Here is a 19,230-nt window from a genome sequence, read left to right as displayed (position 1 = left end):
GTCGCACAACCGTCACATTCAAGGCGTAGCGTGTTAATCTAGTGTTAACCGTTGCGGCAGCTGCCGTTCACGGTAGGGAACCCCAGATAAATGTCCAGTCAGCCACCCGCAAGGCTGCTTGGATGCGCTTTTTTCCGCCATCGCCCAACTCGCATCGAGGCTACCGAAAAATGACCCACCCACTCCGGATGTCCAAGCTTACCCTTGGTCTCGTGGCTGCGCTCGCCGCCGCTCCCGCCTTCGCCCAGAGCACCTCTGCCGGTGTCGGCGGCCAGGTCGTGTCCCGCGCCGGCCAGCCCGTCGCCGGTGCTGAAGTCACCATTACCCACACCGAGTCGGGCACCGTTTCGCGTGCCACCACCGATGCGGCGGGTCGTTACAACGCGCGCGGCCTGCGCGTGGGTGGTCCGTACTCGATCACCATCACCAAGCCGGGTGAAGGCACCAAGACCGAAGATGGCGTCTACCTGGGCGTGAACCAGACCGGCACCATCAACGCCACCCTGGCCGGTGACCTCGCCGCGACCAACCTGGACACCGTGCAGGTCACCGCTGTCGGCGGCGGCTCGGAAGTGTTCAGCGCCACCAAGATGGGTTCGGGCACCAACATCAGCCAGCAGCAGATCGAAGTTGCGCCGTCCATCGGCGGCAACATCCAGGATCTGATGCGTCTGGATCCGCGCGTGACCTTCATCGATCGCGCTTCGGGCTCGATCTCGGCCGGCGGCCAGAACCCGCGCTTCAACTCGATCAGCATCGACGGCGTCTCGGCCAGCGATACCTTCGGCCTGGAAGGCAACAACATGCCGACCCGCCGCCAGCCGGTCGCCATGGAAGCCATCGAAGCACTGGACATCAACCTGTCCAACTACGACGTCAGCATCGCTGCTGCCGCCGGCGCCACCGTCAACGCGGTGACCAAGTCGGGTACCAATGAATTCCACGGTTCGGTGTACGGCACCTACCGTGACGGTGACTGGTTCGGCGACAACCCGGAAGGCCAGCCGTTCAATGGCTTCACCAAGGAAAAGACCTACGGCATGACCGTCGGTGGTCCGATCGTCAAGGACAAGCTGTTCTTCTTCGCCAACTACGAAAAGTTCGAGCAGTCCGCTCCCGGTGCCGACCTGGCAACCACCCCGCTGGGCAAGGCCAATGGCCAGTTCAACCTGGCTGACGTGACCCGTGCGCAGCAGATCGCGCAGGGCTACGGCATCGACGCCGGTGGCATCGAAAGCAACGGCGACACCTCGATGGAAGAGTACGCGCTGAAGCTGGACTGGAACATCAGCGACAACCACCGCGCCAACATCCGCTACAGCAAGATCGACCAGAGCAAGCTGCGCATCAACGGCATGACCACGAGCTCGGCGTCGCTGAACTCGTACTGGTACCAGCACAACAAGACCAACGAGAGCTACGTCGCCCAGCTGTTCAGCGACTGGACCGACACCTTCTCCACCGAGTTCAAGGCGTCGTACCGCGAGTTCTCGGCGATCCGCGCGGTCAATACCAACGCTCCGAGCGTGCGCATCTATTTCGATGGCACCACGGCTGCGCCGTCGGGTGACTCGCTGTACCTCGGTACCGAAGTCAACTCGCAGGACAACATCCTGACCACCAAGGCGTGGAACTACTACGGTGCGGGTACCCTGACCCTGGGTAACCATGACGTCAAGTTCGGTGCGTCGTACGACACCAACGACATCTACAACTACTACGGCGCCAACTCGTGGGGCGCCTACACCTTCTACGGTCTGGACAATTTTGCTGCCGGCCGCTGGAGCACCTACGATTACGCTCCGGAGCGTACCCCGGGTTCGATCGCAGCTGATTACAAGTACAGCAACTTGGCCCTGTTCGTGCAGGACACCTGGTACGTCAACAGCAACCTGACCCTGACCCTGGGTCTGCGCGCTGACCGTCCGGACACCAGCCCGAACCCGACCTACAACGCTGCTGCGTCGAGCTTCTTCGGCTACAACAACAGCAAGGTCTTCGAAAGCAAGTTCCTGGTGCAGCCGCGCTTCGGCTTCAACTACACCTTCGACACCGAGCGCCCGACCCAGCTGCGCGGTGGCGTCGGCCTGTTCCAGGGCGATTCCCCGCAGGTGTGGCTGAGCAACAGCTACTCGGCGACCGGCTTCAACACCACCGTCTACAGCCTGCGCTCCAACGCCTACAACGCTGGTCTGAAGTTCAACGGCGACAAGGACAGCCAGCCGGTGCCGACCGGCCCGGGCTCGACCCAGCAGAACGTCAACTTCGTCGGCAACGACTTCAAGCTGCCGTCGATCTACAAGGCCAACCTGGCCTTCGACCATGAAACCCCGTGGTACGGCATCGTGGCTTCGGCCGAACTGCTGGTCACCAAGGTCAAGGACGGCCTGTTCTACCAGAACCTGAACCTGGGCCCGGTGCAGTACCAGGGGCCGGATGGTCGTGACATGTACTACGCGCAGAACAAGGTCGGTGCGTGGGCCAACGGCGACGCGCGCGTGCAGCGCAATACTGCGTACAACAACGTCTACCTGATCAACAACACCGACAAGGGCCGTACCTCGCAGTTCACCGCGTCGCTGTCCAAGCCGTGGAGCGACACCAGCGACTGGTCCTGGAACATCGGCTACACCTACACCGATGCCACCGAAGTCGGCTCGCTGACCAGCTCCACCGCCAGTTCGGGCTGGAACTACCAGTACGCCTTCGACGCCAACAGCCCGGTCGAGAACACCTCGCGCTACCAGATCCGCGATCGCCTGTCGGGCTCGCTGAACTGGAAGCACAAGTTCTTCGGTGACTACGAGACCAAGATCGGCCTGGTGTACGAAGGCCGCAGCGGCCGTCCGTACAGCTACGTCTACGCCAACGACGCCAATGGCGATGGCCGTTCGGCCAACGACCTGTTCTACGTGCCGAAGGGCCCGGGCGACGTGTTGTTCGGTAACCTGGCTGCCAATGGCCAGTTCACTGCCAACGCGCAGATGGAGAAGGATTTCTTCACCTGGCTGGCCGCCAATCCGGACCTGGCCAAGTACGCCGGCAGCGCAGCCCCGGCCAACGGCTTCCGTAGTGGCTGGATCAATACCTTCGATATCCGCATCAGCCAGCAGCTGCCGGGCTTCATGAAGGGCCACAAGTCGGAGATCTGGCTGGACGTGCAGAACGTCGGCAACATGCTGAACAAGAAGTGGGGCAACATCTACGACTACGGCTTCTTCGCCGACAGCCGCGTTGCCACCCTGCAGGGCATGTACCAGGGCAAGTACGTGTACAACTACCGCGGTGCGGATACCCCGACCGTTGCCAACGCCGACGCCGATGGCTTCGACGTGGGTGTGTCGCAGTGGTCGCTGCAGCTGGGCTTCCGCTACCAGTTCTGATGAACTGACGTAGTTGCTGTATACGGAAACGGCCGGGGAAACCCGGCCGTTTTCCGTTCAGGCGAAAGTCCTTGCGGGAGGTTGTGCATCGGCGTAGCATCCAGACACGTGCGCGGCGCAGATGCCGCCGAAGCGGTCCCGGAGCGGCGAACGCGGGACGCACCTATCCAACGGTCGGGCTTCCCGGCCGTTTTGCTTTTTAAGGGGGCGGCAGTACAGTCGGACACCTTAAAGGAAGCAGAAAAGTGGATATGACAACGAATGAAAAGGCAGCGCGGACGCTGCCGGTGCAGGACGCGCGGATCTACCCGCGTGGTGGCCTGGATGTGCTGTCGCGGGCCGAGGTTGCGCGCCTGCGCGACGCCTCCAGTGGTGGCATGCACGAGCTGCTGCGCCGCTGCGCGCTGGCCGTGCTGACCAGTGGCAGTGCCTCCGATGATCCGCGCGCCGCGCGCGATCTTTACCCCGATTTCGACATCCAGGTCGCACAGCAGGATCGCGGCGTGCGCATCGACCTGGCCAATGCGCCGGCGATGGCGTTCGTCGATGGCGAGATCATCCGCGGCGTGGCCGAGCTGCTGTTCGCGGTGGTCCGTGACCTGGCGTACATGGCCATCGAGATGGGCCCGGCCTACGCGGCCGAGCTGGAGTCGTCCGAGGGCATCACCAATGCGGTGTTCGGGCTGCTGCGCAATGCGCGCATCCTCAACCCGGGTGATCCGAACCTGGTGGTCTGCTGGGGCGGCCACTCGATTTCGCGCGACGAGTACCTGTATACCAAGCAGGTCGGTTACGAGCTGGGCCTGCGTGGCCTGGACATCTGCACCGGCTGTGGCCCGGGCGCGATGAAGGGCCCGATGAAGGGCGCCACCATCGCCCACGCCAAGCAGCGCCGGACCGTGACGCGCTACATCGGCCTGACCGAGCCGGGCATCATCGCCGCCGAGTCGCCGAACCCGATCGTCAACCACCTGGTGATCATGCCGGACATCGAGAAGCGCCTCGAGGCCTTCGTCCGCATCGGCCACGGCATCATCGTGTTCGCCGGTGGCGTGGGTACCGCCGAAGAGATCCTGTACCTGCTCGGCATCCTGCTGCGCGAGGAGAACAAGGACCTGCCGTTCCCGCTGATCCTGACCGGCCCGACCGTGGCCGCGCCGTATTTCGAGCAGATCGACCGCTTCATCCGCCTGACCCTGGGCGACGCCGCGGCCGAGCGCTACGAAATCGTCATCGGCGACCCGGTGGCGGTGGCCAGGAAGATGTCGGCCGGCATCAAGCGCGTGCGCGAGCATCGCCTGGCGCAGAAGGATTCGTTCTTCTTCAACTGGTCCATCGAGATTCCGTGGGAATACCAGCAGCCGTTCGTGCCGACCCACGAAGCGATGGCGGCGCTGGACCTGCACCACGGGCGTGCGCCGCACGCCCTGGCAGCCGACCTGCGTCGGGCCTTCTCGGGCATCGTGGCCGGCAACGTGAAGGAAGACGGCATGCGCCGCATCGAGGAGTTCGGGCCGTTCCAGATCCATGGCGACCCCGACATGATGCAGGCCCTTGACGCGCTGCTGCGTGCCTTCGTCGAGCAGCGCCGTATGAAGATATCCGGCGAATACCAGCCCTGCTACCAGGTGCTGGCGTAAGCGAGGCGAGGGTGGCTGGATGGCGCGGCGGGGACCGTGCCGGACCGGTGGGGGAGGGCGGGATGTCAAGTGTTTGACGCCCGTCGCCCGGATCTGACCGTTCATCCTGCCGCCGCTTGCCGGCGGCAGGCCGGTGCGCCATCGTGGCCACCAACACGCTGGGGAGCGTCCAATGTTCTTTCGCCGGTCCAATGGCTTCACGCTGGTCGAGTTGGTGGTCACCATTGCCGTGCTGGCAATTCTGGTGACCACGGCATTTCCTGCCTTCCAGGGCCTGATCCGCTCCAACCGGGTCGCCGCTGGCCACAACGAAGTGATCGGACTGGTCAATTTGGCGCGAAGCGACGCGGTGCGCAACAACCGGGGCGGTGGTGTCTGTGGCAGCAGCAACGGAACCAGCTGCGATGGCAACTGGTCGGCTGGCATGCTGGCTTTCAGTGACGCCTCCAGCAACAGTGCGACCTCGGGTAACGGCCAGTTCGACACGGGTGAGACCGTCCTGCGCTTCACCCAGGTCAGCCCCGGCATGGTCGCGACCGGCCCACAGGCATTGATCGCCTTCGACGCCCGTGGCCGCCGCCGCGCCGCCGGCGACCAGGCCATTACCCTGCGGCCGGAGAAATGCGGCAAGAACCCATTGATGAGCACGGTCACCATCAACGCCTCCGGCCAGGCCAGCAGCAGCAAGGGACCCTGTCCATGAAGAACCGTTCCCCGTTCAATGCCCGGCGCCACCAAGGTGGCTTCAGCCTGCTGGAAGTGCTGATCGCGATGGTCGTGCTGGCCTTCGGCCTGCTGGGCTTCGCCCTGCTGCAGACCATGAACGTGCGCTACGTGCAGAGCTCCAACTACCGCACCCAGGCGACCAACCTGGCGTACGACCTGACCGAGCAGATGCGCAGCAACCGCTACCAGGCCGCGTGGTACTCCACTGCAACCTTCTCCGCAGGCAGCAGGAGTGCCACCGGCGTCTGCGCCCGGCCGGTCGCTGCGGTCACCATCGCGCAGAACGTGGCCGCCTGGCAGTGCAAGGTGGTCAAGGCGCTGGGCGACAACGCCGCCGCTACGGTCACCGTCAACAACGGTGTGGCCACCGTGGCGATCACCTGGGCCGATGAGCGCTGGAACGCCAAGAGCCCGGATACGCCGACCACCTTCGCCCTGCAGACACAGCTATGACCCTTCCGCAGTCCCCACGGTTCCGGCAGGCCGGCCTGTCGCTGATCGAGTTGATGGTGTCCATGGTCATCGGCCTGCTGCTGATGCTGGGCGTCATCCAGATCTTCATTGCCTCGCAGGCCGCGTCGCGGCTGTCCGAGGGCGTGGCGCGCGCGCAGGAGAATGGTCGCTTCGCACTCGACTTCCTCGAGCGGGACATCCGCATGGCGGGCCACACCGGCTGCGTCAACGACCAGGCGCACATGACGCTGGGGCTGGGGGAGCCGCACTACAACCTCGGCGCCGCCACCGGCAGCGGCAGTCCGTTGGACTTCAGTGTGGCGGTGCAGGGGTACGAAGCACCCAATACCGGGCCGACGGCGACGCTGGCGGTGGGCAAGGGCAGCGTGCCCACTGGGCTGCCAGGGGCGATCGCCAGCCTCAATCCGGCACCGATGCCAGGAAGCGACATCCTGGTGCTGCGTTTTCTCGCCCCGGAAGGCGTGCCGGTACTCGGCGTGGCCGGCTCGAAACTGACTGTGGACGCGACCCGTTGGCAGCGCCTTACCGGCGGCGGCGTGGCGTCACCGACGCTGTTCGGCGTGGCCAACTGCGAGTCGGTTGACTTCTTCGGCGGCACCACCAGCGCCGGCACCATCACCGCGTCCGGCGTGGATCTGTCGCGTTATGCGCCGCAGCCGGAGCCTACGGTGGTCTATCGCGCTGAATCGTTGGTCTACTACATCGGCAATGGCGCCAGCGGTCCCGGTCTGCGCCGTGCACGGGCCAATTCGGCCGGCGCCTACGCCATCAACGAAGAGCTGGTGGAAGGCATCGAGAACATGCAGGTACTGTTCGGCCTGGATACCACCACCAACATCTCCACCTCGACGCCGCCGGTGGGCAACATCACCACCCTCAATACGGCCTCGGCAGTTACCACCCAGGCCAACGCGACCGGTGCCAATCAATGGCGACGGGTTGGCCAGGTACAGGTAGGGCTGATCGCCCGCAGCCCGTCTTCGGCATCGGCGTCCAAGCCGAAGGACGCCGCCGCCAAGCTGGGCGTGCTGGGGATGACCTACGACCAGGACGGTGTCACCGATGGGCGCTACCGCACTTCCTATGAAGTGAGCATCGCCTTGCGCAATCGACTGTTCGGAAACTGACCATGCGCCCTATCCCGACCGTGCGCCACCCAGGCCGTCGCCCGCCACAGTTGCCGCAGCAGCAGCGTGGCGTGGTGCTGTACGTGGCACTGATCATGCTCCTGCTGCTTGCTCTGATCGGCATCGCCGGCATGCAGGTGGCGGGCATGCAGGAAAAGATGGCCTCCAACTATCGCGCCGCCAACCGATCCTTCCAGAACTCCGAGGCGGTGGTCCGCAACGCCGAGCGCGCAGCTGAAGCGATCCTTGACCGCAAGGACCTGCCGTCGGGCAGCCTCATCAGCTCGAGCTCGATCAGCTACGACTGTGAAGATCAGTTCGACGCGATCGCCTGGGCGCAGAAGCAGACGGTTGCCTCGGTGCCCAGCGTCAACGTGCGTCGCATCGACAAGTGTGGTGGTCCCGGTGGAAATGCCATCGACGAAGGATTACCGGACGATCAGGCGACCGGCACCTACCAGATCACGGCCTTCGCCGCCGACGATCCGGCCAATCCGACCTCGTCGTCGGTGGTCGATACCATTTTCAAGCTCTGAGGACGCGGCGATGGCTACGCGTAGAACCCAATGGATGGCTGTCGGATCGGCGGTCGTGGTCGCCGGTCTGGCTGTGGTCGCCTACAACCTGACTGCCGCGCAGGCACAGGGCGTGCTGGCCCAGGCGCCGCTCAACAACCAGGTGCAGACGCCACCGGCTTTCATCATGGCGGTGGACGATTCCGGCTCGATGACCTTCCAGACCCAGTTCCCGGGCCAGGACGGCGAAGGTTGCTGGGACAGCAACCGGCAGAGCTTCTTCGACCGCAACGGCAACATCAACACCTCTGGCAGCTGCGATTACTTCTATGTCCTGCCGGGCGCCAGGATCAACAATTACTACGGTATCCCGCCGCTTGATTCGCTGGGTTTTGCGCGCTCTTCGGCGTACAACCCGACCTATTTCAATCCCGCGGTGAACTACGGGCCATGGGTTGATGGTACCGGCGCACCGTACCCGAACGCAGCATTGAATGCGACGAAAATCGATCCCCGCAATACCGACACCGTTGCACTGGCGGGTAACTACTACACCACGGCCGCCAGCAACAGTTTCCGCATGCAGAACGGCATGGTGATTCCCGCCAATACGCCGTTCCGCTATGGCAACAGCAACTACAACCTCAACTACGATTACACCTGGAACAATGGTGCGGCAACTGTCTACATGCAGTATTGGCCTGCTACGTTCTTCACCCCCTGGACCTCCGACAGCGATCCCTATCCCCAGCTGGACGGCGCGGCCAATGCGTACTCCGGGGTTGATCGCAAAAAGGTGAGCAACGCTTGCGGCAGCGGCTGTGCGCTGTGGAAGTACACGATCAAGCCGGGCAACACCGCAGCACTGCAGAATTTTGCGAACTGGTACTCGTACTATGGAAACCGCAACCGCGCGATGATCGCTGGCATGACGCGCTCCTTGGCCGACGTCAATAATCTCCGCGTGGGTTACTTCCGTATCAATCAGTACAGCAGTTACAACAGTGGCACTGACAACAACAAGCGCCTAGCCATGCGTGACATGGCGGTGCCCAACGACAAAGCGGCGCTGTACACGGATATGATCGCGCTTACCGCCAGTGGTGGTACGCCCAACCGTTTCGCCGTCGATGCGGCGGCCCTGCAGTTCACCCGCATCGATTCGGCTGCGCCGGTTCAGCTGGCCTGCCAGAAGAACGCTGTCATGCTGTTCACCGATGGCTTCAGCAACCAGGGCGGACCCAGCACCGCCGGCAACGCCGATGGCGGCATGGGCACCCCGTTCAGTGATGGCAACTCCAACACCATGGCCGACATTGTCAGCCAGTACTACAACAACCGATCTGGTCAACCGCCGTTGCGCGCGGACCTGCTGGCGGGCCAGGTTCCGGTGGTAAATGCGTGCAAGGCCGGCAACCCGGACAAGCGACTGGACTGCCAGACCAATCTGCACCTGAATTTCTACGGGGTTACCCTCGGCGCGCGTGGCAACCTGTTCAATCCCGATCTGAAACAGGACGCCTACACCGACGCCTCCGTGTACAACAACTGGCCGGCCCGTCAGGACGATGACCGCAGCACCGTCGATGATATCTGGCACGCCGCGGTCAACACCCGTGGCGAGTACATCAATGCGCGGACGCCGGAGGAAATCACCACCGCGATGCGTCGTGTCCTGTCAGCGGTGACCAGCGGCGCCTCGCCGTCCGGCGGCGTGGGCTCCAGTGGTGCGCGCATCGGTGCCGGCTCGATCTCGGTGGCTCCCAGCTATGAGATCGCCAATGAAGGTACCGACTGGTTCAGCCGCCTGACGGCCAGCACGCTGTCGGTGGACCAGAAGACGCGCGCCGTGATCGCCACGCCGATATGGGAGGCCAGTGCACAGCTGCCAGCGCCCACGTCGCGCTCTGTGTATTTCACCAAGAACGGTGCTACGAGCAAGTTCAGCGGTGCGAACGTCACTCTGGACGACCTGTGCACCAAGCCCGCCACGCTGTATCCGGGTATGTCCCGTTGCAACAAGGCCGAGCTGGAGAAGCTGGGTGCCAACGCTGCTTCGGCGGTGAACTATCTGCTGGGCGACACCAGCGGCGAAAAGCGCAGCGGTGGCGCGCTGCGCGATCGCACCACGCGGCTGGGTGACATCGTGACCTCCAGCCCGGTGGTCAGCGCGCCGATCGACGACTACGGCTACCGGCGCTTCAGCGGCGACCTGGGTACCAGCTACGGGCTGTATCTGGATGGCAAGGCCAAGTCGGCCAAGTACATGGTCTACGTGGGGGCCAACGATGGCATGCTGCATGCTTTCAATGGTGGCATCAACGCCAAGGGCGAGGTTCTAGGCGGTGGTGGTAGTGAGGACTTCGCTTATATCCCGGCCACCGCGCTGGGGCACATGGGCAACCTGCTGTTCCCCTACAACTCGACCGATCTGAACGATCAGAAATTCGACCATCGCTACTACGTCGATGGCCAGATCGCGGTGGGCGATAGCTACTATGGACGCAACTGGCATACCACCCTGGTCGGCGCAGCCGGCGCAGGCGGACGCAGCGTTTTCGCGCTCGACGTGACGGCGGGAACCACTTTTGGTGCCGGCAGCAAGTTGTGGGAAATCAGTGATCTGGACAGCAGCCTGCCGTTAGCTGTGCGCAATAACATCGGTCACGTGCTGGGCAAGCCGGTGATCGTGCCGGTGCTGGAGAACGGCGCGCCGGTGTGGAAAGCGATCTTCGGCAATGGCTTCAACAGTGCCAACCAGAAGGCGGTGCTGTTCATGGTCGACATCGGCACCGGTACGCCGCGGGTGACCATGATCGAAGCGGTGGAAGCGGCGGCCCCGGCGGGCAACAATGGGCTGGGCAGTATCGTGGTGGTTGACCGCTGGGGCGGCAGCAAGCAGAACGAACGTCGTCGTGATGGTTATTCCGATACCGTCTACGGCACCGACCAGAAAGGCGCAGTCTGGAAGTTCGATCTGCGTGATACCTCCAGCGGCCTGACCACGCCGCTGTTCACTACGCGCTCCTACACCGAAGGTGGTCGCACCCTGCGCCAGCCGATCACCGGCGGCATCACCGCAGGCAATGGTGCCACCGGCGGCGTGATGCTGTACTTCGGCAGTGGCAGCTTCTCCTTCGTCGGTGATCCGACCGATACTTCGTTGCAGAGCCTGTACGCAGTCAATGACACGGTGAACGGTCCGGTCACCGGCACGCTGACCCGCGCCAGCCTGACATCAGGTGCGGTCAGTACCACCGGTGATCAGCGCATGCTGTCGCAGGGGGCTCCACCCAGCAATGCGCGCGGCTGGTACATCGACCTGCCGGCCGGCGAACGCTTCGTCGGCAACCCGACCCTCTCCAATGGCATCGTCTACATGCCGACCTATGTGCCCATGGTGGGAAGCACAGGCTGCGCTTCATCGGGCAACAACTGGTTGTTCGGCCTGCAGGCATTGACCGGCAGCGGTGCGCTGGGCCGTGCGACGATCAATTCACCGGACGGTGTGCAGGTGGCATCCGGTACGGCGGCGCTGAAAATCAATTCGACCGGCGCCAGCGGCGGTGTGGTGCGTGACATCAAGGCCGGTGCGTTGTCGCGTGACACGCCACCGAACATGGTGCCGGGCACGCCCGGGGGAGAAAATCCACCCGCGCCGCCGACCCCGGCCTGCGTGCAGCCAATCAACAAGGGCGATGAAACGCTCTACGTTCCCTATCCGTGCGGCCGCCAATCGTGGAGACAGATCCAGTGAGCAAGCCCTCCTTTTCCCCTCGCTCGCTGCGCTCGTCTGCCCAGGGCTTCACCCTGATCGAACTGATGATCGTGGTCATCGTCGTCGGCATCCTGGCCGCTGTGGCCTATCCCAACTACTCCGAGCACGTGCGCAAGTCGCGCCGTGCAGCGGCAAAGGCGGAAATGGTGGAGTATGCGCAGCGCGCCGAGCGTCACCACACGCTGAACAACAGCTACGCCTCGTTCACCTTCAGTGAAACCAACAGCACCAAGATAAATTCGCCCCGTGAGGGTGGGGCCACGATGTATGCGGTAACCATCGTGCCGACCGCCACGGCCTACACCATTACGGCAGTGCCGCAGGGCAACCAGGCCAAGGACAAGTGCGGCACGCTGACCCTCAACCAGGCGGGCGTGAAGACCCCGGCCAACTCCGGTAGCCTGACCTGCTGGTGAGTGGTTTCAACGGAGGCTTGCATCGTCGCGGATGAGCATCTAGAATGCGCCTCCCCGCCCGAATAGCTCAGCCGGTTAGAGCACTTGACTGTTAATCAGGGGGTCGTTGGTTCGAGTCCAACTTCGGGCGCCAGATCCTGCAGAAGCCGCGAGAAATCGCGGCTTCTGCTTTTCTGCGTCAGCGCCGCCTCAGCTCAGAATGGGCAAGGGGCCCGGCTTCGTTGGCGGGCCGAGCGGGTACGGCCGACGTTGTTGACGATCACCGAGCTGTGCAGCTCCGCTCCCACGCAGATGCTTACCGTCAGTGTGTTGCCGCCACTACGCCCGTCGCCCTGGAATCGCAGGTACTTGCGGCCTTCAGTGCTGTCGACGCGTATCCGCGGAGATCTGGTTCCGCCCATGAACTGACGCGGGCTTGCCTCTTCGGCCGCGTTGGGTGATCGGTCCGCCAGGATCAACCAGCCGCGGGCCCAGTCGGCATCACAGCCGGTTCCATCGAGGCTTGGACAAACGGTGACCGCACGGCGATGGGTGATGGCCATGGCGCGGGCGGTGTTGAACATCGATACCAGCCGCATGCGAGTTGTGTCCGCTCGGCTGCGTTCCAAGGGCTGTACCAGCGCAGGCAATGCCATGGCGACGAGTATTGCCAGCAACGCCACGGCGGCGGCGAACTCGACAAGGGTGAGGCCCGGAAGATGCCTGTGGCAGGGGGGCGGGAAAGGCATGGGATGCGCTCCAGTGGGGGAGGTCCCAACCTGCGCCTCGATACCCGGTTGCAACCATCAGCCTGACCCCCACCTTTGAGAGGGGCTTTCCCTCAGCCGACCGTCACCGGACGCCCTCTATACTTATCTCCCCCGAGACCTGGCAACACCATGAGCGACAGTTTTCAACTTGTCTCGCCGTATTCGCCGGCGGGAGACCAGCCCGATGCCATCGCCAAGCTGACCAGCAATTTCGAGGCTGGCGTCGCCAAGCAGACCCTGCTCGGCGTCACCGGCTCGGGCAAGACCTACACCATCGCCAACGTCATCCAGCAGGTGCAGAAGCCGACGTTGATCATGGCGCCGAACAAGACCCTGGCAGCGCAGCTGTACGGTGAGTTCAAGGCGTTCTTCCCGCACAACGCGGTGGAGTACTTCGTCAGCTATTACGATTACTACCAGCCGGAAGCCTACGTGCCGTCGTCGGACACCTTCATCGAGAAGGACAGTTCGATCAACGAGCACATCGAACAGATGCGGCTGGCGGCGACCAAGACCCTGCTGTCGCGACCGGATGCGATCGTGGTGGCGACCGTGTCGGCCATCTACGGCCTGGGTGCGCCGGAAGACTACCTCTCGCTGCGCCTGATCCTGTCCAAGGGCGAGCGCATCGACCAGCGCGACCTGATCAATCACCTGACCCAGCTGCAGTACACGCGCAACGAATACGAGCTGCAGCGCGGCACCTTCCGCGTGCGTGGTGAAGTGATCGACGTGTTCCCGGCGGAATCGGACAGTGAGGCCCTGCGCATCGAACTGTTCGATGGCGAGGTGGAAAAGATCACGATGTTCGATCCGCTCACCGGCGAGACCATGCGCAACCTCATGCGCTTCACCGTGTACCCGAAGACCCACTATGCGACCACGCGTGAACGGGTGCTGGCGGCGGTGGAGACCATCAAGGTCGAGCTGAAGGAGCGGTTGGAGCAGCTGTATGCACAAAACAAGCTGGTTGAGGCGCAGCGCCTGGCCCAGCGCACCCAGTTCGACCTCGAGATGATGGCCGAAGTGGGGTTCTGCAACGGCATCGAGAACTACTCGCGGCATTTAACCGGCAAGAACGCGGGCGAGCCGCCACCGACCCTGTTCGATTATCTGCCGGCTGATGCGCTGCTGGTGATCGACGAATCGCACGTGACCATTCCGCAGATCGGTGCCATGTTCAAGGGTGACCGGTCGCGCAAGGAAACCCTGGTCGAGTTCGGCTTCCGCCTGCCGTCGGCACTGGACAACCGTCCGCTGCGCTTCGAGGAGTGGGAGGCGCGCTGCCCGCGCAGCATCTATGTGTCGGCGACACCGGGTCCGTATGAGTTCCGCGAGGCTGGAGAGGACATGGCCGAGCTGGTCGTGCGCCCGACCGGCCTGATCGACCCCGTGGTGGAGATCCGCCCGGTCGGCACCCAGGTCGATGACCTGATGAGCGAGGCCAACGAGCGGATCAAGGCCGGTGACCGCGTGCTGGTCACCACCCTGACCAAGCGCATGGCCGAAAACCTCACCGAGTACCTGACCGAGCACGGCATCCGCGTGCGCTACCTGCACTCGGACATCGATACCGTTGAACGCGTGGAGATCATCCGTGACCTGCGTCTGGGCAAGTTCGATGTGCTGGTCGGCATCAACCTGTTGCGCGAGGGGCTCGACATGCCCGAGGTCTCGCTGGTGGCGATCCTGGATGCGGACAAGGAAGGCTTCCTGCGCTCGACCGGTTCGTTGATCCAGACCATCGGCCGTGCGGCCCGCAACGTGCGCGGCAAGGCGATCCTGTATGCGGACAAGATCACCCGTTCGATGCAGGCAGCGATTGATGAAACCGACCGCCGTCGCACCAAGCAGGTCGAGTACAACCTGCAGCATGGCATCACTCCGCGCTCCGTGGCGCGGCCGATCGTCGACGTGCTGGAGGGGGCGCGCTCGGACGCGGCCGAGAAGGAGTCCCGCAAGGGCAAGGGCAAAGGCCGTTCCGGGGTGGCTGAGGACACGGTCGACTACCGTTCGCTCAGTCCGGCGCAGCTGGCCGCTCGCCTCAAGGCCCTGGAGCAGCGGATGTACCAGCATGCCAAGGACCTGGAATTCGAGGATGCCGCCCGGGTGCGCGACCAGATCAGGCAGCTGAAGGAAGCCAGCCTGGGCTGAACGCGGTAAAGCGGCTTTTCTTCACAAAAGTATTGCGCTTGCCGGTCGTCGTCCGTAATATACGCGGCCTGCACCGACGCAATCGCGGCGCTGCAGAAGCAACAAACGGGCGGTTAGCTCAGCGGTAGAGCACTACCTTGACATGGTAGGGGTCACAGGTTCGAACCCTGTACCGCCCACCACGAAGTCCCCCCCGGGGGCTGTCGTGAGCATGAAAAGCCCGGCCCTGGCGCCGGGTTTTTACGTAGAAGCACCAGCCTGCGGGCTGCACGGAATATTTGGGCGGTTAGCTCAGCGGTAGAGCACTACCTTGACATGGTAGGGGTCACAGGTTCGAACCCTGTACCGCCCACCACCGGTTCCCGGCATGGCCGGAGCAGCGGTGAACACGATGAAAGCCGGCCCTGGGCCGGTTTTTTTGTGCCTGCGATCCGCGCTCGTTCCAGCCTGGCCGGCTTGCTGCCACCGTCAACCGCGTTGCTCGACGCTGGCGCTGCGCTGCAGCTGCCAACGGCCATCCACGCGTTGCCACAGTTGCAGCAGTCCCCGGGTGTGCGACTGCCCACGTTGTACATCGTGCACATCACCGTGCACGCGAGCGTGGGCCACCTCGAGTACGCGATCAGCACTCAGGCGCAGGATTCGCACGCTCTGGCTGTGCGTCTGGCCGTACGTGGCAGGCGCGCGGACGGCATGCTGGGCGTCGGCCTGCAGGATCTGCATCCGAAGTGAATCGCTTCCAATGCTGTCGTCGCGGTTGCATAGACCGGCCATCAACAGCAGCAGGGCAAGCATCGGCATGGCACGGTGCTCCGGAGAAGGGAGCCCAGCGTTGCACTGCGGCCCGCGCTGTGAAACCGGCATGCGACGAAAACCGGAAAAGCGCGTGCCAACCAGAGCCAGCAAGGATGAATCCGTGCCCGGCCGGGGCGGCGGCAGAACACGATCATGAAAAAGGGCCGGGCCACCCGTGAAGGCAGTCCGGCCCGTTTTGCCTGTAGGTGACCCTCTTTGGCCGGGAAGCCTGGGCTCAGGTCACGACATGGCTGGAACCATCAGGCGGGCTCAGAGCGGATCGCAGCACAGGCGAGGGCCGGACCAATGCCCTGAGCCGCCATACGGACAACCCGGGGTGAATTCACAGCCCGGTGCGAACCCGGCCTTGGCCGGAGTGGCGAAGGCCTGCGCGGCACCGAATGACATGGCGGCCACCACGACGAGGCCGGCAATGGACGAGAACAGCTTCTTCTTTCCGATCATGTGTATCTCCTTGGAATGGCGATGGAACATGAAGTCACCGCGTGCGGGGCGGTGTCGAAGCGGGATCAGTTGGCGACGCAGCAGATGCGCGTGCCGCCGGCGCGGCCATTGCCGCCGAACATGCACCCGGGGGTATCCACGCACCCTGGTGCGAAGCCGGTCTTCACCGGCGTGGCGAAGGCCTGTGCGGCCCCGAATGACATTGCAGCAACGATGACGATACCGGCGACGGACGAGAACAGCGTTTTCTTCCCGATCATGTGTATCTCCTTCAGTTGGTGTGGCTTCCCGGATTCATTGCGTTGGCGACGGCCTGCACCGTCCCGGTGTCGAGCTGGCCGACATGCTTGTAGGCGATGCTGCCGTCTGCGGCCAGCACCATCAGCATCGGTGTCAGCGTGGCGCGGTAGCGCTTGGAGACTTCGCCCTGATCGTCGACGGCGATCGGAAACGCCAGCGCGTGCTTGCCTGCGTAGTCGGCAAGCTGGTCGTACGGTGGCAGGCCCACGCCCACCAGCTCGGCACTGCCTCGCGCAGCCGCGATCTGCTGCAGTTGTGGCACCGAGGCCAGGCAGTAACGGCAGGCGGTAGAGAAGAAGTAGAGGATCTGCGGCACGCCGCGCGCGCCACCGATATCGACATGGGTCTGCTGCGTCGTCCGCAGGGTCAACGGTTCAGGTCGGGTGCCGGTTGCAAGGCCATGCGCGTCCAGCTGCGTCTGCTGCAGCTGCGCCGCCATCTGCTCGTTGACCTGGCGCAACTGGCGGTTCTGCCAGGAGAGCATGATGACCAGTGCGGCCAGCAGCAAGGCGACTACGGGAAACAGTGCACGCTTGAGCATCGATCATCCTTGAACGCCGCGTTGCATCGACCATACCGGAAACAGCAACAGGAATGTCAAGCTTTTGTATCATCGGTGACGCAGTTCCCAAACCTCAGGACGCCACAATGAGTGACCATGCTCCCGTTTCCCGGCCTAACCCGATCATCGAACTGCTGTTCGGCGGCAACATGCTGGAAGGCACCTTCAAGGCCGTGATCTGGGTCGCACTGCTGTCTGCGGTGCTGGCCTGGACGACCTTCCGCTGACGGGACGCTCAGGCCGCAGTGAAGGCCTGGCGCAGGCTGCGCAGCGTCGCCTGGCGATATTCGGCGGCACACGGCTCGCCCATCTCCAGCTCCTGCAGGCGCAGGCCGACCAGGGTCATCGACAGTGCGTATCCGCGCGCAGCATCGGCAGCGCGTGACAGGCCAAGTGCACGTCGGGTCAACGCGTCCACATGATCCATGTCCGGCAGCAGGCCCAGGTAGGCGCGCTCGGCGCTGTCCAGATCCGGCGCGCGCAGGATCGCGTTGGCATCGGCGGTGGGGGTGACTGCGGCCATGCGGGATCCTTGTTGTCCGTGGGGCGGATGCAGGTTCGGTCAGAACGCGCGCATCAGCGAGATGAAAGCGGAGGTCTGGCTGCTGCGCCGTGCCATCGGGCTATCTTCGACGGCATCACCGAACCACTGGTTGGCGACGACGCCGGTCGCGCGCCATTTCGTACCCAGGGGCGTGCTGACCGCGATCTGCAGGCTCGGCGAGGTGGCACTGCCGGGCGTGTAGGCCGCCAGCCCGGAGCGCAGCGCTTCCTCGTCACTGATGCCGTAGTAGTAGTCGAGCAGGCGGGCGCTGGAATGCACCACGCCCACGCGAGGAACCCAGGTGAAACGGCCGGCCTGGATCGGATAGCTGTAATGCAGGCTGGATTCAACGCCGCCGCCGTGCCCGCTCACTTCGCGCTTCACGCTGGCCGCCACCGCGCCCCAGTCCGCGCTGTAGTCGGCGTTGATGCCGACCATCGCCGACATCTGCCGGCTGTGCAGGCGGCGCAGCTGCGGATCGTTCACGTCGTCGGTCTTGAAACGCAACGTGTAGGGCGTCGCCACCGCCGACAGGCGCAGGCCGTCGGCCTTGTAGAGGTTCATGCCAAGCGAACCGGGGCTGGCGAAGAAGCGCTTGCCCTGCCAGGACAGCGCCGGCAGCACCAGCGGCTTGTCGTCATAGTGCGCGTAGGCGCCAGTGGTCGCGCCGAAGGTGATGCCGGCCTGTATCCCCGGAGCCTGTTCCTGCGCGGTGGCCAGCAGCGGCGTGGACAGAGCGACGGTGCACAGCAGGGGGCGCAGCAGGGCGGGGGACAGTGAGGTCATCGATGTAGTGCGTTGCAGGGATGGCGATGCATGCTGCGCGCGCAACATTGTCGGAACATTGCGCAGGCGCAATCTGCTGGCACCGCCGCCACCTGCACGCCGAAGGCACTATGATCGGCACCGTTTCCGGTTGCCGAGCCCCCGATGCGCATTCTCCTGGTCGAAGATGACCCCGATCTCTCGCGAGCCCTGCAGTCCGGGCTCGAGCGCCAGGGTGTGGTCGCCGACGTGGTCGGCAGCCTGGCCGAGGCTGCGCTCGCCCTGCGTGAGCCGGTGCATCAGCTGATGCTGCTCGATCGGCAGCTGCCCGATGGTGATGGCGTGGGCTTCGTGGCGACTGCCCGTGCGCTGCGGCCGAACCTGGCGGTGATCATGCTCACTGCCAAGGGTGGGCTGTCGGACAAGGTGGAGGGGCTGGATGTCGGTGCCGATGACTACCTGGTCAAGCCGGTGGCGATCGAAGAGCTGATGGCGCGCATCCGCGCCGTCTCGCGTCGACCGTCGGCGATGGTGACCCCCCGGTTGCGGCTGGGCCGGCTGGAGTTCGATTTCGAATCGCTGCAGGCGCAGGTGGATGGCCAGCCGGTTGCACTGCCGCGGCGGCAGGTGCTGGTGCTGCAGGCGCTGGCGATGCGGCAGGGGCGCACGGTCACCCGCAGCGCGTTGGAAGCGGCGGTGTACGGATTCGATGATGAGATCCAGTCCAACGCGCTCGACGCGCATATTTCCAAGCTGCGCAAGGCGCTGCAGCAGGCCGGGGCGGGTGTGGAGATCCACGTGATCCGCGGCGTCGGCTACCTGCTGGCGGAGGCCTGA

Annotated in this window: 18 protein-coding genes and 3 tRNA genes; 14 read left to right on the top strand and 7 right to left on the bottom strand. The window is 64.1% G+C overall.

Annotation, left to right across the window (positions count from 1 at the left end):
• Positions 1-188 precede the first annotated feature (188 nt).
• The 9 genes from ACUXVE_RS17950 to ACUXVE_RS17910 all read left to right on the top strand — a co-directional run bounded on the left by ACUXVE_RS17950 (position 189) and on the right by ACUXVE_RS17910 (position 12,192).
• Positions 189-3,383, top strand: coding sequence for a TonB-dependent receptor (locus tag ACUXVE_RS17950; RefSeq protein ID WP_222390992.1), 3,195 nt, complete (start codon positions 189-191; stop codon positions 3,381-3,383).
• Positions 3,384-3,634: 251 nt separating this feature from the next.
• On the top strand, positions 3,635-5,023 hold the full coding sequence (ppnN, locus tag ACUXVE_RS17945) for a nucleotide 5'-monophosphate nucleosidase PpnN (RefSeq protein WP_222390036.1): 1,389 nt from the start codon (positions 3,635-3,637) through the stop codon (positions 5,021-5,023).
• A gap of 172 nt (positions 5,024-5,195) precedes the next feature.
• Positions 5,196-5,726, top strand: a complete 531-nt coding sequence (locus ACUXVE_RS17940) for a GspH/FimT family pseudopilin (RefSeq protein ID WP_222390991.1) — start codon at positions 5,196-5,198, stop codon at positions 5,724-5,726.
• Positions 5,723-6,202, top strand: a complete 480-nt coding sequence (pilV, locus tag ACUXVE_RS17935; protein WP_222390035.1) for a type IV pilus modification protein PilV — start codon at positions 5,723-5,725, stop codon at positions 6,200-6,202. Before ACUXVE_RS17940 ends, pilV begins: the two co-directional genes overlap by 4 nt.
• Positions 6,199-7,350, top strand: a complete 1,152-nt coding sequence (locus ACUXVE_RS17930; protein ID WP_105163801.1) for a PilW family protein — start codon at positions 6,199-6,201, stop codon at positions 7,348-7,350. Before pilV ends, ACUXVE_RS17930 begins: the two co-directional genes overlap by 4 nt.
• 2 nt (positions 7,351-7,352) lie before the next feature.
• Positions 7,353-7,886: a pilus assembly PilX family protein gene (locus tag ACUXVE_RS17925; protein WP_164280331.1), complete on the top strand. Its 534-nt coding sequence runs from the start codon at positions 7,353-7,355 to the stop codon at positions 7,884-7,886.
• Between the two features lie 10 nt (positions 7,887-7,896).
• Positions 7,897-11,622 (top strand): pilus assembly protein, encoded by a 3,726-nt coding sequence (locus ACUXVE_RS17920; protein WP_445514899.1) that lies wholly within the window; start codon positions 7,897-7,899, stop codon positions 11,620-11,622.
• Positions 11,619-12,059, top strand: a complete 441-nt coding sequence (locus tag ACUXVE_RS17915; protein ID WP_445514898.1) for a type IV pilin protein — start codon at positions 11,619-11,621, stop codon at positions 12,057-12,059. The genes ACUXVE_RS17920 and ACUXVE_RS17915 overlap by 4 nt, the downstream gene beginning before the upstream one ends.
• 56 nt (positions 12,060-12,115) lie before the next feature.
• Positions 12,116-12,192, top strand: a tRNA-Asn gene (locus ACUXVE_RS17910).
• A gap of 61 nt (positions 12,193-12,253) precedes the next feature.
• On the opposite strand, the gene ACUXVE_RS17905 is transcribed toward ACUXVE_RS17910, so the two are convergent.
• Complete coding sequence (locus tag ACUXVE_RS17905; protein WP_222390033.1) at positions 12,254-12,787, bottom strand: GspH/FimT family protein; 534 nt, start codon at positions 12,785-12,787, stop codon at positions 12,254-12,256.
• A gap of 150 nt (positions 12,788-12,937) precedes the next feature.
• On the opposite strand from ACUXVE_RS17905, the gene uvrB reads away from it, so the two are divergent.
• The 3 genes from uvrB (at position 12,938) to ACUXVE_RS17890 (ending at position 15,317) form a co-directional block, all read left to right on the top strand.
• Positions 12,938-14,962: an excinuclease ABC subunit UvrB gene (gene uvrB, locus ACUXVE_RS17900; protein ID WP_445514897.1), complete on the top strand. Its 2,025-nt coding sequence runs from the start codon at positions 12,938-12,940 to the stop codon at positions 14,960-14,962.
• A gap of 107 nt (positions 14,963-15,069) precedes the next feature.
• A tRNA-Val gene (locus tag ACUXVE_RS17895) sits at positions 15,070-15,144 on the top strand.
• A gap of 98 nt (positions 15,145-15,242) precedes the next feature.
• Positions 15,243-15,317: transfer RNA gene (locus ACUXVE_RS17890), tRNA-Val, on the top strand.
• A 113-nt stretch (positions 15,318-15,430) separates the two neighbouring features.
• Here ACUXVE_RS17890 and ACUXVE_RS17885 read toward each other — a convergent pair.
• From ACUXVE_RS17885 to ACUXVE_RS17870, 4 genes are all read right to left on the bottom strand, one after another.
• Positions 15,431-15,763, bottom strand: a complete 333-nt coding sequence (locus ACUXVE_RS17885) for a hypothetical protein (RefSeq protein ID WP_222390031.1) — start codon at positions 15,761-15,763, stop codon at positions 15,431-15,433.
• 264 nt (positions 15,764-16,027) lie between these two features.
• A complete protein-coding gene (locus ACUXVE_RS17880) occupies positions 16,028-16,222 on the bottom strand; it encodes a hypothetical protein (protein WP_032975716.1) in 195 nt (64 codons plus the stop codon).
• 65 nt (positions 16,223-16,287) lie between these two features.
• Complete coding sequence (locus ACUXVE_RS17875; RefSeq protein WP_025875233.1) at positions 16,288-16,482, bottom strand: hypothetical protein; 195 nt, start codon at positions 16,480-16,482, stop codon at positions 16,288-16,290.
• Between the two features lie 11 nt (positions 16,483-16,493).
• Positions 16,494-17,063, bottom strand: a complete 570-nt coding sequence (locus tag ACUXVE_RS17870) for a peroxiredoxin family protein (protein WP_093817840.1) — start codon at positions 17,061-17,063, stop codon at positions 16,494-16,496.
• 107 nt (positions 17,064-17,170) lie between these two features.
• On the opposite strand from ACUXVE_RS17870, the gene ACUXVE_RS17865 reads away from it, so the two are divergent.
• On the top strand, positions 17,171-17,311 hold the full coding sequence (locus ACUXVE_RS17865; RefSeq protein WP_162887621.1) for a hypothetical protein: 141 nt from the start codon (positions 17,171-17,173) through the stop codon (positions 17,309-17,311).
• A gap of 8 nt (positions 17,312-17,319) precedes the next feature.
• Here the strand turns inward: ACUXVE_RS17865 and ACUXVE_RS17860 are convergent, their stop codons facing one another.
• Together ACUXVE_RS17860 and ACUXVE_RS17855 are read right to left on the bottom strand one after the other, a co-directional pair.
• Positions 17,320-17,607, bottom strand: a complete 288-nt coding sequence (locus ACUXVE_RS17860; protein WP_025875229.1) for a hypothetical protein — start codon at positions 17,605-17,607, stop codon at positions 17,320-17,322.
• Positions 17,608-17,646: 39 nt separating this feature from the next.
• Positions 17,647-18,414, bottom strand: coding sequence for a MipA/OmpV family protein (locus ACUXVE_RS17855; RefSeq protein WP_222390030.1), 768 nt, complete (start codon positions 18,412-18,414; stop codon positions 17,647-17,649).
• Between the two features lie 144 nt (positions 18,415-18,558).
• On the opposite strand from ACUXVE_RS17855, the gene ACUXVE_RS17850 reads away from it, so the two are divergent.
• Positions 18,559-19,230: a response regulator transcription factor gene (locus ACUXVE_RS17850; RefSeq protein ID WP_025875225.1), complete on the top strand. Its 672-nt coding sequence runs from the start codon at positions 18,559-18,561 to the stop codon at positions 19,228-19,230.

This window comes from Stenotrophomonas sp. 3(2025) (genome assembly GCF_052665395.1).
The sequence above is the reverse complement of the archived record's forward strand: the minus strand, read 5'-3'. Positions and strand labels throughout refer to the sequence as shown.

Bases quoted from the DNA above. Each gene is read 5' to 3' on its own strand.
- ACUXVE_RS17925 (WP_164280331.1), top strand. From the start codon at position 7,353: ATGCGCCCTATCCCGACCGTGCGCCACCCAGGCCGTCGCCCGCCACAG.
- pilV (WP_222390035.1), top strand. From the start codon at position 5,723: ATGAAGAACCGTTCCCCGTTCAATGCCCGGCGCCACCAAGGTGGCTTC.
- ACUXVE_RS17865 (WP_162887621.1), top strand. From the start codon at position 17,171: ATGAGTGACCATGCTCCCGTTTCCCGGCCTAACCCGATCATCGAACTG.
- ACUXVE_RS17905 (WP_222390033.1), bottom strand. From the start codon at position 12,787: ATGCCTTTCCCGCCCCCCTGCCACAGGCATCTTCCGGGCCTCACCCTT.
- ACUXVE_RS17860 (WP_025875229.1), bottom strand. From the start codon at position 17,607: ATGGCCGCAGTCACCCCCACCGCCGATGCCAACGCGATCCTGCGCGCG.
- uvrB (WP_445514897.1), top strand. From the start codon at position 12,938: ATGAGCGACAGTTTTCAACTTGTCTCGCCGTATTCGCCGGCGGGAGAC.
- ACUXVE_RS17920 (WP_445514899.1), top strand. From the start codon at position 7,897: ATGGCTACGCGTAGAACCCAATGGATGGCTGTCGGATCGGCGGTCGTG.
- ACUXVE_RS17950 (WP_222390992.1), top strand. From the start codon at position 189: ATGTCCAAGCTTACCCTTGGTCTCGTGGCTGCGCTCGCCGCCGCTCCC.
- ACUXVE_RS17870 (WP_093817840.1), bottom strand. From the start codon at position 17,063: ATGCTCAAGCGTGCACTGTTTCCCGTAGTCGCCTTGCTGCTGGCCGCA.
- ACUXVE_RS17880 (WP_032975716.1), bottom strand. From the start codon at position 16,222: ATGATCGGAAAGAAGAAGCTGTTCTCGTCCATTGCCGGCCTCGTCGTG.
- ACUXVE_RS17855 (WP_222390030.1), bottom strand. From the start codon at position 18,414: ATGACCTCACTGTCCCCCGCCCTGCTGCGCCCCCTGCTGTGCACCGTC.
- ACUXVE_RS17875 (WP_025875233.1), bottom strand. From the start codon at position 16,482: ATGATCGGGAAGAAAACGCTGTTCTCGTCCGTCGCCGGTATCGTCATC.
- ppnN (WP_222390036.1), top strand. From the start codon at position 3,635: ATGACAACGAATGAAAAGGCAGCGCGGACGCTGCCGGTGCAGGACGCG.
- ACUXVE_RS17930 (WP_105163801.1), top strand. From the start codon at position 6,199: ATGACCCTTCCGCAGTCCCCACGGTTCCGGCAGGCCGGCCTGTCGCTG.
- ACUXVE_RS17850 (WP_025875225.1), top strand. From the start codon at position 18,559: ATGCGCATTCTCCTGGTCGAAGATGACCCCGATCTCTCGCGAGCCCTG.
- ACUXVE_RS17940 (WP_222390991.1), top strand. From the start codon at position 5,196: ATGTTCTTTCGCCGGTCCAATGGCTTCACGCTGGTCGAGTTGGTGGTC.
- ACUXVE_RS17885 (WP_222390031.1), bottom strand. From the start codon at position 15,763: ATGCCGATGCTTGCCCTGCTGCTGTTGATGGCCGGTCTATGCAACCGC.